This is a genomic window from Geobacillus sp. E263, from assembly GCF_007197795.1.
GTDB classification, from domain to species: Bacteria; Bacillota; Bacilli; order Bacillales; family Anoxybacillaceae; genus Parageobacillus_B; species Parageobacillus_B toebii.
This window is the reverse complement of sequence record NZ_CP041632.1, coordinates 1753215-1766312: the sequence shown is the minus strand read 5'-3', so window position 1 is coordinate 1766312 and position 13098 is coordinate 1753215. Positions and strand designations below refer to the sequence as shown.

Annotated in this window: 10 protein-coding genes; all 10 read left to right on the top strand. The window is 43.3% G+C overall.

Annotated features, from left to right (window positions below; genetic code table 11):
- Positions 1–343 precede the first annotated feature (343 nt).
- The 10 genes from FNL97_RS09225 (at position 344) to parC (ending at position 13065) form a co-directional block, all read left to right on the top strand.
- Positions 344–1426, top strand: a complete 1083-nt coding sequence (locus FNL97_RS09225; protein ID WP_015863580.1) for an RNA-guided endonuclease InsQ/TnpB family protein — start codon at positions 344–346, stop codon at positions 1424–1426.
- A gap of 113 nt (positions 1427–1539) precedes the next feature.
- Entirely contained in the window at positions 1540–2337 is a 798-nt protein-coding gene (locus FNL97_RS09220; protein ID WP_286173347.1) for a molybdopterin molybdotransferase MoeA, read from the top strand.
- 497 nt (positions 2338–2834) lie between these two features.
- Positions 2835–3197 (top strand): hypothetical protein, encoded by a 363-nt coding sequence (locus FNL97_RS09215; RefSeq protein WP_429907985.1) that lies wholly within the window; start codon positions 2835–2837, stop codon positions 3195–3197.
- Positions 3178–4248: a M50 family metallopeptidase gene (locus FNL97_RS09210; protein ID WP_143415592.1), complete on the top strand. Its 1071-nt coding sequence runs from the start codon at positions 3178–3180 to the stop codon at positions 4246–4248. Before FNL97_RS09215 ends, FNL97_RS09210 begins: the two co-directional genes overlap by 20 nt.
- A gap of 117 nt (positions 4249–4365) precedes the next feature.
- A complete protein-coding gene (locus tag FNL97_RS09205; protein ID WP_143415590.1) occupies positions 4366–5535 on the top strand; it encodes an IS256 family transposase in 1170 nt (389 codons plus the stop codon).
- Positions 5536–5863: 328 nt separating this feature from the next.
- Positions 5864–6046: a DUF255 domain-containing protein gene (locus tag FNL97_RS18000; protein WP_172713574.1), complete on the top strand. Its 183-nt coding sequence runs from the start codon at positions 5864–5866 to the stop codon at positions 6044–6046.
- Positions 6047–6122: 76 nt separating this feature from the next.
- The gene (locus FNL97_RS09200; RefSeq protein ID WP_172713573.1) at positions 6123–8003 is read left to right on the top strand and encodes a thioredoxin domain-containing protein; all 1881 of its coding nucleotides are present in this window, start codon (positions 6123–6125) and stop codon (positions 8001–8003) included.
- Between the two features lie 80 nt (positions 8004–8083).
- A complete protein-coding gene (locus tag FNL97_RS09195) occupies positions 8084–8503 on the top strand; it encodes a CoA-binding protein (protein ID WP_015863861.1) in 420 nt (139 codons plus the stop codon).
- A gap of 147 nt (positions 8504–8650) precedes the next feature.
- Positions 8651–10621: a DNA topoisomerase IV subunit B gene (gene parE / locus FNL97_RS09190; protein ID WP_015863862.1), complete on the top strand. Its 1971-nt coding sequence runs from the start codon at positions 8651–8653 to the stop codon at positions 10619–10621.
- On the top strand, positions 10621–13065 hold the full coding sequence (gene parC / locus FNL97_RS09185; protein ID WP_143415588.1) for a DNA topoisomerase IV subunit A: 2445 nt from the start codon (positions 10621–10623) through the stop codon (positions 13063–13065). Before parE ends, parC begins: the two co-directional genes overlap by 1 nt.
- The last annotated feature ends 33 nt before the right edge of the window (positions 13066–13098 follow it).

Below are 13098 nucleotides of genomic sequence, written 5' to 3'. Positions count from 1 at the left end.
TATATGTATAAGATCTTTTACGAATTTCGTCGTAATTTTGTAACACATTTGTCAAACTGTCAAAGAATTTATGATCGTTTTTTTGTTATAGTATTGGTAAGTTTCTCGTTCAATAGATTTGTTTTTGTCACTTCGGAAAGTAGCTAGTTTTTTGTACAGTTTTTATGTTACTCATGTTAATAATGTTTAATTTTGTGAATTCATGAACATGATATCACGAGAACATCCGCCGGAAGCCCACTGCTTTAGCTGTGGGAGGAAGGCGGGGTTTATATTTTCAGTATATATTGAATTTTTCGTTCAATATAAGTACACTGGATTTAGAAAGGTAGGTGAATCAAGAATGCTCTGCACTCTCAAGATTAAATTAATGCCAACTCTTGAACAGTTTCATGCGCTGCTGGAAACAATGAAACGGTTTAACCAAGCATGCAACTATATTAGCGAGATTGCTTTTCGCTCCAGAACCTTTTCCAAAACGAAAATCCAGCGGCTTTGCTACTATGACGTCAGGGAAAAATTTGGCCTCTCTGCCCAAATGACCGTTCGTGCCATCGGCAAAGTGTCGGAAAGCTATCGTTTGGATAAAAAAACCTTGCATAACTTTAAAGAAACCGGTGCCATCGTGTATGATGAAAGAATCCTGTCCTTTAAAGGGTTAGAGTATGCTTCCATCCTTACCTTGCAAGGAAGAATGGAAATCCCTATGGTCATTAGCCGCTACCATCAAGGTTTGCTGTGCGGCAACCGTGTTCGGGGTCAAGCCGATTTAGTCCTTCAAAACGGTATTTTTTATTTACTGCTCGTGGTGGACGTTCCCGAAGGCCAGCCCAATTCCGAAAACGGATTTATCGGTGTGGACCTTGGCATCATTAATATCGCCGTCGATAGCACCGGTGAGGTATTTTCCGGCTCGAAGGTCAACGGGCTGCGCCGCCGCCATGCGAAACTTCGCGCCAAACTCCAAAAGAAAGGCACCAAGTCAGCGAAACGCCTGCTTAAAAAGCGTTCCAAGAAGGAAAAACTATTTGCCCGTGATGTGAACCACTGCATTAGCAAGAAGATTGTTGAAAAGGCAAAGGCACTCGGATGCGGCATTGCCCTTGAAGATTTAAAGGGCATCCGCCAACGCACCGAGAAAACGGTTAAAAAGCAACAGCGTCGTCAACACTCTTCTTGGTCTTTTTATCAGTTGAGAAAGTTTATTGAGTATAAAGCGGCGATCGCTGGCGTGCCGGTGGTATTGGTTCATCCAAAAAATACTTCCCGCACCTGTCCGGTTTGCGGACATGTGGCCAAAGAAAACAGACCGTCAAGGGATCAGTTTTGTTGTCGAGCTTGTGGGTACGCTGCCCCTGCCGACAACGTGGCTGCGGAAAACATCCGCAGGGCTGCTGTCAACCAGCCGAACGCGGCAGCCAATTAGGCTAGTTGCAAGCCCACGGCTTTAGCCGTTGGGTAGTTGACCTCAGATCATGCTCTAATAAATTCTTAAGGGAGACGAAACCGGATGAAAACGTCATTCCCATTGGGCTAGAAATGGCAAAAGGTACGTTGATCCTCGAAAAAGGACGCAAGATCAATCCTGGGGAAGCCGCCCTCCTTGCTGCCTTCGGTTATGATACAGTCACTGTTTCACGACGGCCGACAGTTGCTATTTTTGCCACAGGTTCGGAACTGCTTGACGTCAGCGATCCGCTCGAGCCTGGTAAAATTCGCAACAGCAACAGCTACATGGTCGCCGCCCAGGTGTTAAATGCCGGTGGAATTCCTGTTCTCCTCGAGAAGGTGCCAGATGATGTTGGATTGGCTAAATCAATGATTCTCGATGCAATGGAAAAAGTCGATCTCGTCATTACAACCGGTGGGGCTTCCGTTGGGGATTACGACATTTTGGTCGACATTTTTGAACAGTGGGACGGTAAAATGTTGTTTAACAAAGTGGCCATGCGTCCTGGCAGCCCAACGACTGTCGGAGTTTGGCGGGATAAATTTTTGTTCGCACTTTCCGGAAACCCTGGAGCGTGTTTCGTCGGGTTTGAGTTGTTCGTTCGTCCAGTTATTTGGGGGATGCAAGGAAAACCTGATATTTATCTTCCTTCGTTTTCAGCGTTTCTCGCCGAGGACTACAAGAAAAACGATTCGTTTTATCGCATCGTACGCGGAAAAAGCGAAGTAAAAGATGGAAAAATTTACGTCCGATCGGCTGGAATCGACCAGTCGAACGTTTTGTCTTCTATCCGTGATACGGATTGCCTGATTGTCATTCCCCGAGACCGGAACGTGATGAATGCGGGCGAGATGGTAAAGGTGTTACGATTAAATGTGCCGGAATGAACTTTCCGATGATATAAGGTTAAGGATTGTGAAATATTATACTAGACGCGGCTGTCGTAATCGAAGCCGCTATACCGCCCCGTCCCAATGACACTTACATTTTCTCATACTCCGCGTGATGGAGCAGCCCAAATTCGGAGCGTATAACTTTTTTGAATTGAATATCGTTAGAAGACACTGACGAAGGAAGTTGGTGTCTTTCTTCTTTTTAGGGTATATTAGTTATAATGATAAATATTTTGGTTCATCGCTCGATTTTTTATATTTAATTACAAAATTAACATATACTCCCATAACGAAAAATTCGTCACCATCGAAAGGATGAAAACGAATTCTGTCGAAGTATCTCCTTGCAACTGGGGTCAACAAGGCTGATGCACCTTACAAAGTTAACGCTTGGATAAACTTCTCTCATCTTGATCATACTGCTCCTAAGCACTCGATCGGAAAAGGAACAAACCCAGGATGAGACGACTCACTATTACGAATGACCGTGGATGGACATCACGAAAACTTTGCCAAGAAGAATGAAAAATCAAAAAGGCCTCGCTGGTCAACGTGTCATGGCGGTTCGTCTCGTGATGGAAGGATATTTGGGCAAAGATGTTGCTGCCATGCTCAACCTGTGCCGCCAAACCGTCGTTTTTTTATGTTTCCTTATTCAATCTTCTGTTGGACCGAAAAAGCCCACTGGGACGGGTTCCGTTCTTAATGAAAAAACAACAACAAGAACTAAAACAAACGATCTTAACCCGTATACCCGCCGAACTCGGTTGGGATCCCGCCTCTTCCTAGAATATCTGGATTTATCTATAAGAAATATGGTTAGGGAGGATTTCAATGCAAAATATAATTTATAGACCTAGTATTTTACTTCTAATTATATTCTTTATTTCCTTAATAGTTACTAAATTATTTCCATCATTAGCATCGACTATTTTCGATATATGGATTTTGGGTATCTGTTTGATTATTGCTATTTTTTTGCACGAATTAGGGCATGTGATCTTTGGGGTATTATGTAAGTTTAATTTCCATTTTCTTACTTTTGGTCCCTTTTTAATTGAAAAAGTGCAAGGAAAATTAAAAATACGTGAAAATAAACATTGGATTTATTTCGGTGGAGTTTCTTTTGTGACCCCTACTGTTGAAACTTTTTCTAAAATAAAAGCAAAATGGGGATTGTTTTTGTTTGGAGGCCCTTTTTTTAGTTTTATAGCATTTCTTATATTTTTCATGATTGGGAAGATTTATAAAAACGATTTTATGCTATGGTGTTCTCTTTTAAACATTGTTATATTTATAGCTACCTCATTTCCAATTATAAAAGGGGAAGCAAACGATGGAGGAAATATATTTTTATTACTTAAAGACAAGGAACAAACGTTTTTACATATTTTAAAATTTCAAATACTTAGTGAGATGTTTAGTTCAAAAAGACCAATTGAATGGGATAAAGAGTTGATTGAAAAGTGTAAAGAAATAATTAAAGGGAAAAATTCAATTGAAAATCATATGATCTATACATTTCTTTTTTATTATTATTTTGACGCTGGGAATGTTGAACAGATTTTTTTAAGTATACAACCAATCATAAATGAACCGCTTACAAAGGAAAATAAATTTATCAAAGGGAATTTTAACAGTTTATACATACTCTATAAATTTTTATATGGAAACAGTGAGGAAAACTTAGAAGAAATAGATAAATTATTTAAAGGAGTATCAAAATTAGATTCATATGCCTATAACCGTTCCCTTGCCATAATTAAGTATTTAAAGGGAGATGTTAAAGGAGCAAAAAGTTTGATAAACAAATTAGAACATGAATTAAACTATACTAATGGTCAAGGGGTATATCATGCTGAAAAAGATATCTTACAAAAATTGAGGTTAAAAATGATGATATAAACTAGCACATTAGATGATGTATAAAAGTTTGTGTAAAGCATTTTGCTAGAACAAAAGAAAAAAGGTAGGGTATTCTCTGATTGGACCAAAAATCTTAGAGAAAGGAGTACCCTACCTATGTCTAAAAGAAGTATACCGAATGTCGACTGGGCAAATCAACTGGAAAGTGTCATTCGTCAGTTTGTGAAGGAAAAATTAGAGCTGATTATGCGGGAAGAAATCAAACATTTCCTCGAAATCGAACAGGCGGACACATCCAATATGAGAAACGGCTACTATCAACGAAATCTAGATACACAATATGGCCGGATTGAGGGTCTTTTGGTGCCAAGAGACCGAAACGGGGAATTTCAAACACAGTTGTTTGCCCCTTATCAACGCCACACCGGCTGGCTGGAGGAAGCCATCATTAGGATGTATCAAAGTGGCATGAGTACACGGGAAATTGGCAAGTTTATCGAACGAATTCTAGGAAATGCCTATTCTCCTGCAACGATCAGCCGTATTACCGATGTCGTGAAAGAGGGCATCGAGAAATGGCACACTCGTCCACTGCACAAGCGTTATTCTGTCTTATATTTGGATGGTTTATACGTAAAACTTCGTCGCGAAACCGTGGAGAAAGAAGCCATTTATGTGGCGTTAGGGGTGAATGAAGAAGGATATCGCGAAATTCTTGATTTCTTTGTGGGAGGACAGGAAAGCGCCTATGTATGGCAGGAGATTCTTCAACAACTATACAACAGGGGCGTAAAGGAAGTGCTTCTGGGCGTATTCGATGGACTACCGGGGTTGGAGGAAGCCTTTAAGGCGGTGTATCCGAAAGCCGATGTGCAGCGCTGTGTCGTGCACAAAGTCCGCAACACCCTCAGCCGTGTTCGGAAAAAAGATCAATTTGAAGTGGCAGAGAATCTCAAACTGATTTATCGCGCGCCGAATAAGGAGATGGCGTTACAAATGTTTCAACAGTTTGAGTCGAAATGGTCTGGTAAATACCCGAGAGAAGTTCAATCTTGGGCCAATGAGTTGGATGTCCTCCTTACATTTATGGATTATCCAAGCAGTATTCGAAGTGTGATTTACACGACCAATGCCATCGAACGAACGATCAAGGAGATTCGGAAACGCCTAAAACCGATGAACAGTTTGAATAGTTTAGAAGCCGCGGAAAAAGTCGTGTATTTGACCATCCAAGATTTTAATGAGAAATGGGCAGGGCGAAAGTTAAGAGGATTTGCCGAAGCACAGGAAGCCCTCGAGCGAATGTTTGAAGAATGCTACAATTAACCAAATATTGTAAATAAACAAATAAGCAAAGAAAGGGGGTTTCCTCTGTCCACACAGGAGACTGAATATTCAGTCTCCTGTGTGGAGAAAATCAGTCCCCTATCAATTCAAATCCATTTCAGAGAAACCCTACCCCATTACATTACACAAAATTCTTGACGGTACCATCTTTTTTGGTACCTTATTTTTAAGTATCGAATTAGGAACAATATGGTAAAATAAAAAAGAACATAAATTCCTAGCAAATATTTTTATACGTCTTATGGACAACCGTTCAAGCGAAGATGGAAGAAGTGTTCTAACATTTGATAAAAGGGAGTGTTACATAGTGAAGGAATATCTTGAACGCCAACGTTATAACGAAAAATACAATTGGTTAGTCATGTCGAAAAGTCCTTACTTGAAGCAACATGAAACAAATCCTGTGAATTGGTTGGAATGGTCGCCAGAAGCGTTTCAAAAAGCAAAAAGGGAAGGTAAGCCTGTATTCCTGTCCATCGGTTATTCCTAGCCCTCTAATAGGGGGCTTGGAATAGAAATACGCAGAAGAATTGGAGTATTAATCTACTTGCCACTGGTGCCATGTAATGGCGCATGAGAGCTTTGAAGATGAAGAAGTTGCCGCGATCTTAAACGAAAAATACATATCGATTAAAGTGGACCGCGAGGAACGTCCGGATATTGATTCCATTTATATGCGCGTCTGCCAAATGCTAACGGGGCATGGCGGCTGGCCGCTTAGCGTGTTTTTGACGCCGGAGGGGAAGCCGTTTTACGCGGGAACGTATTTTCCAAAACACAGCCGGTACGGCCGTCCTGGTTTTATTGACGTATTGACACAGCTATATGACAAATATAAGGAAAATCCAAGTGAAATTACGAGGGTTGCCGAACAAATAACAAAAGAGCTCGAACAGTCCGCGCACGCTTCGGGAACGGAGCGGCTGTCTCTCGAGGCGATCGAAAAGGCATATCGGCAGCTTTCGAATAGTTTTGATGCAGTATATGGAGGTTTTGGCGGTGCGCCAAAATTTCCAATTCCGCACATGCTCATGTTTTTAATGCGTTATTACCAATGGAAGCGGGATGAGCGTGCGCTGATGATGGTGGAAAAAACGTTAAACGGCATGGCCAACGGCGGCATTTATGACCATATCGGCTACGGGTTTGCCCGCTATTCGACCGATGCGATGTGGCTTGTGCCGCACTTTGAGAAAATGTTGTATGATAACGCGCTTTTAGTCATCACATATACGGAAGCGTATCAATTAACGAAAAATGAACGATATAAGGAAATTGCGGAACAAATCATTGAATTTGTCAAGCGGGAAATGACTTCTGATGACGGTGCTTTCTATTCAGCGATTGACGCCGATTCGGAAGGGGTGGAAGGAAAATATTACGTATGGACACCCGATGAAGTGATGAACGTGCTCGGCACTGAACTTGGCGAATTGTATTGTGATGTGTATGATATTACTGAAGAAGGAAATTTTGAAGGAAAAAACGTGCCAAATCTCATTCATACGAGAATGGACCGCATCGCAAGACGATATCGTCTGACGGAAGAAGAGCTCTGCGAAAAACTCAAAGAAGCGAGACAGAAGCTGTTTGCCGATCGTTCGCTGCGTGTTTATCCGCATGTGGATGATAAAATATTAACAGCTTGGAATGCGTTAATGATTGCCGCGCTGGCGAAAGCAGCAAAAGTATATGAACGCCGCGACTATTTACAGATGGCAAAGCAGGCGCTTTCATTTATCGAAATCAACCTTTTTCAAGACGGTCGGCTGATGGTGCGCTATCGCGATGGGGAAGCGAAGCATCTTGGCATTATCGACGACTATGCCTATCTTATTTGGGCGTATATCGAAATGTATGAGGCGACGCTGGAGTTGTCATATTTGCAAAAAGCGAAAGCATGTACGGAGCAAATGATCGACTTGTTTTGGGATAAAGAGTACGGCGCGTTTTTTATGACCGGAAGCGACGCGGAGGCGCTTATCGTTCGGGAAAAAGAAATTTACGATGGTGCGTTGCCATCGGGAAATAGTGTTGCCGCGGTGCAACTGATTCGTCTAGCAAAGCTGACAGGTGATTTTGCGCTATTGGAAAAAGCAGAAACGATGTATAAAGTCTTCCAGCGTCAAGTCGAAACGTACGAAAGCGGTCATACGTTTTTCTTGCAAGGATTGTCGCTTCTTGAGGCTCAAACCGTCGAAGTTGTTTTGTTTGGAAAACAAGGCGACGAAAAACGAGAGTATTTGATTCAGCAATGGCAGCACACATTTGCGCCGGACGTTTTTCTGTTGGCGGCGGAACACCCGGCCGATGTGGCAGACATCGCTCCGTTTGCGGCAGAGTATGAACCGCTTGGGGAGGAAACGACCGTGTACGTGTGTGAAAATTTTGCCTGCCAACAACCGACGACGGATGTGGAATCCGTTGCCGAGCAGTTGTTTGAATGATCTTTTTGTAACCGCTAGCAGGATTCTGTTTATTCATGAAGAAATAGTACGACAAAGATTAAACAAAGGAGAGAGGGCTTATGCCAATTACAAATCCAAGTCGAGAAGAAATCCGAGAAATTTTGCAAAAAGCAAAACGCATCGCCGTTGTTGGATTATCAAACAATCCGGAACGGGAGTCATACATGGTGGCGAAAGCGATGAAAGATGCCGGCTATGAAATTATTCCCGTCAACCCGATGATCGAGGAATGGGAAGGCATTAAAGCAGTAAAGAAATTAACCGATATTGACGGGCATGTCGATATTGTCAATGTATTTCGCCGTTCCGAGCATTTACCGGAAATCGCCCGCGAATTTGTGCAAATTGATGCCGATGTATTTTGGGCGCAGCTTGGCGTCGTCAATGAAGAAGCTTATGAATTTTTAAAAGAAAAAGGATATACGGTCGTGATGGATCGCTGCATTAAAGTAGAACACGCGCTAACGAAACAACATTAAACGGAATCGACCATCTTTTTAGATGGTCATTTCCATTTTTAGAGGGAATTTTGTCGGAAACGGTAAAATAAGCGTAGACGCTGGCGAATTTTATGTTACAATAAAACAGAAACAAATGTTCTTGTTTTTGTTGAAAGGGGAATGCATGTGACAAAACAATCCGTATATGAATATAACGATGATGCGATTCAAGTATTAGAAGGACTCGAAGCGGTGCGGAGGCGGCCGGGAATGTATATCGGCAGCACCGACAGCCGCGGTCTGCATCATCTTGTCTATGAAATTGTCGACAACTCCGTCGATGAAGCGTTAGCGGGGTACGGAAATTATATTCTCGTAAAAATACATAAAGATAACAGCATTACCGTACTTGACGAAGGGCGAGGCATGCCGACGGGAATGCATAAGCTTGGCAAGCCGACGCCGGAAGTGATTTTAACGGTTTTACATGCCGGCGGCAAATTCGGGCAAGGCGGGTATAAGACGAGCGGCGGCTTGCACGGAGTCGGTGCATCGGTCGTCAACGCTTTGTCGGAATGGCTTGTGGTGACGATCCATCGTGACGGTTTTATCTATCAACAACGTTTCGAGCACGGAGGAAAACCGGTTACAACACTAGAAAAGATCGGGACAACCAACAAAACAGGCACAATCATTCAATTTAAGCCAGATCCGACCATTTTCAGCACGACAACGTTTAACTACGAAACGTTAAGCGAACGTTTGCGCGAATCTGCGTTTTTGTTAAAAGGGCTAAAGATCGAGCTCATCGATGAGCGGACCGGCATGCGCGATGTGTTTTATTATGAAAACGGGATTGAGGCGTTTGTTGAATATTTAAATGAAGACAAAGATGTTCTCCATCCTGTCGTTTATTTTGAAGGGGAGCAAAACGGCATTGAAGTCGAATTTGCTTTCCAATTTAACGACGGCTATTCGGAAAACGTGCTTTCGTTCGTGAACAACGTGCGCACCAAAGACGGCGGCACGCATGAAGCGGGCGCCAAAACGGCGATGACACGCGTGTTTAATGAATATGCGCGTAAGATGGGGCTGTTAAAAGAAAAAGATAAAAACTTGGAAGGATCGGATATTCGCGAAGGGTTGTCCGCCATCATATCGGTAAGAATTCCGGAACACCTGTTGCAGTTTGAAGGGCAGACGAAAGGAAAACTAGGAACAAGCGAAGCCCGTTCAGCCGTTGATGCGGTCGTATCGGAACATTTAACATACTTTTTGCAAGAAAACCCTGATATTAGCACGATGCTGATCAAAAAAGCCATTCGGGCATATCAAGCGCGGGAAGCGGCTCGAAAAGCGCGCGAGGAAGCGAGAAGCGGGAAGAAGCGAAAAGGAAAGGAAACGGTATTAAGCGGAAAATTGACGCCGGCGCAATCGCGCAATCCGAAGAAAAACGAATTATATTTAGTCGAAGGGGATTCGGCAGGCGGTTCGGCGAAACAAGGGCGCGACCGCCGTTTTCAGGCGGTATTGCCGCTGCGCGGAAAAGTGATTAACACAGAAAAAGCGAAGCTTGCCGACATTTTGAAAAACGAAGAAATCAATACGATTATCCACGCGATCGGCGGGGGAGTCGGACCGGATTTTTCGCTTGATGACATTAACTATGACAAAGTGATTATTATGACGGACGCGGACACGGACGGCGCGCACATTCAAGTGTTGCTTTTAACGTTTTTTTATCGGTACATGCGGCCGCTCATCGAAGCGGGAAAAGTATATATTGCCCTGCCACCGCTATATAAAATTAGCAAAGGTACAGGAAAAAAAGAAATCATCGAATACGCGTGGACGGATGAACAATTAAAAGAAATCGTGAAAAAGTTCGGCAAAGGTTATACCATACAGCGCTATAAAGGGCTTGGCGAAATGAACGCCGATCAATTATGGGAAACGACCATGAATCCAGAAACACGCACGCTTATTCGCGTGCGGATTGAAGATGCGGCCCGGGCGGAGCGCCGCGTAACAACATTGATGGGCGATAAAGTCGAACCGCGCAGAAAATGGATTGAAGCAAACGTCGCATTCGGATTAGAAGACGACCCAAATATTTTAGACAATGAGCATGTATTTGTTGCAGGAGGGGATTATTGATGGCAGAAAGGTTGCTAGATTTGGCGCTTGAGGATGTGCTTGGCGACCGCTTTGGCCGCTATAGTAAATATATTATTCAAGAGCGCGCGCTTCCCGATGTTCGGGATGGGTTAAAGCCGGTGCAGCGCCGCATTTTATATGCGATGTACATCGATGGAAATACGGCGGACAAACCGTTTCGCAAAGCGGCAAAAACGGTCGGGAACGTCATCGGAAATTTTCATCCGCACGGAGATTCGTCCGTCTATGATGCGATGGTGCGGATGAGCCAAGATTGGAAGCTGCGCAATGTATTAATTGAAATGCATGGAAATAACGGAAGCATTGACGGCGATCCGCCGGCAGCGATGCGGTATACCGAAGCGCGCTTGTCGGCGATTGCCTCGGAATTGCTGCGTGATATTGAAAAACAGACCGTCGATTTTGTCCCGAACTTTGATGATACGACGAAAGAACCGGTCGTGCTGCCGGCGATGTTTCCGAATTTATTAGTCAACGGCTCTACCGGCATTTCGGCGGGATATGCAACCGAAATTCCGCCGCACCATTTAGGTGAAGTGATTGATGCGGTGATTATGCGCATCGACAAGCCGAACTGCACCGTTGATGAGCTGATGACGGTGCTGCACGGCCCTGATTTCCCAACCGGCGGCATTATTCAAGGGAAAGACGGCATTAAAAAAGCGTATGAAACGGGAAAAGGAAAAATTATTATTCGCGGAAAAGCGGTGATTGAACAAGCAAAAGGCGGGAAAAAGCAAATTATCATCACGGAGCTTCCGTATGAAGTAAACAAAGCGAATCTCGTCAAAAAAATAGATGAGCTTCGTTTCGATAAAAAGCTAGACGGCATTTCCGATGTTCGCGATGAAACGGACCGCACCGGACTACGCATTGTGATTGAGCTAAAAAAAGATGCCGATGCGGAGGGAATTTTAAATTATTTATATAAAAATACCGATTTGCAAGTACCGTACAATTTTAATATGGTCGCCATTCATAAACGTCATCCGAAACTGCTAAGCCTTCCAGAACTGTTGGACGCATACATTGAGCATCGAAAAGAGGTCGTGACGAACCGCTCGCAATATGAGTTGAAAAAAGCGCATGAGCGCCAGCATATTGTCGAAGGCTTAATGAAAGCTTTATCGATTTTAGATGAAGTGATCGCGACCATTCGTGCTTCCCGTGATAAGCGCGACGCCAAAGACAACTTAATGGCGAAATATGAGTTCACCGAAGCACAAGCGGAAGCGATTGTATCGCTGCAACTATATCGTTTAACGAACACAGATATTACCGCATTAAAACAAGAAGCGGAACAGTTGGAAAAAACGATTCAAGAACTGACCGCTATTTTAAATGATGAAAAGAAATTGCTTGCGGTGATTAAAAAAGAATTAAAAGCGATGAAGAAGCAATATGCCGATGAACGAAGAACGGTAATTGAAGATGAAATTGAAGAAATTAAAATTAATTTGGAAGTGATGATTCCAGCAGAAGACGTGATTGTCACGGTGACGAAAGAAGGATATGTGAAACGAACGAGCTACCGTTCATACAGTGCTTCGAACGGTCAGGACTTCGGCATGAAAGAATCTGACCGGCTGCTTTTGCAAATGGAAATGAACACGACCGATGTGTTGTTGTTGTTTACTCGCCAAGGAAATTACTTGTACTGTCCTGTTTATGAACTGCCAGATATTCGTTGGAAAGATGTCGGTCAGCATATTTCCAATTTGATCCCGCTCGATCGGAATGATGAAATTATTGCCGCTGTTCCTGTCAAACAGTTTGATGACTCATTAAGCCTTATTTTTGTCACCAAACGAGGCATGGTGAAACGAACGGAGCTGGCGCAATATAAAGTCCAGCGGTATACGCGCCCGCTTGTCGCGATGAATGTAAAAGAAGATGATGAAGTCCTGCACGTCTATGTGACGGATGGACAACAAAGCCTATTGCTTGTAACGAATCAAGGATACGGATTATGGTTTGATGAAGCGGAAATAAGCACGGTTGGCGTGCGCGCTGCTGGTGTGAAAGGAATTAATTTAAAAGAAGGAGATTATGTTGTTTCCGCTCATCCAATCGGGAAAGAAGAACACATGTATTTAGTGATCGCGACACAACGGGGAGCCATGAAAAAAATGCCGTTAAGTGAATTTGAAAAAACATCGCGCGCTAAACGTGGAGTTGTCATGCTTCGTGAGTTAAAAACAAATCCGCACCGCATCGTCGCTTCTATTTTAACGGAAGGGGATGATGATGTATTGTTTATTCGCACCGAGACGGGCGTAACTGAGACGATTTCCACCGCTTCGCTGCGCACTGCAGATCGTTACAGCAATGGTTCCTTTATCATCGATAGTGATGAAGCGGGGGCCATCATGGATATATGGAAACAACCATCTAACATGTTAGGAAAAGAGGAGATGGAATAAGTCAAAAAACAACTCGGCAAATATGCCGAGTTT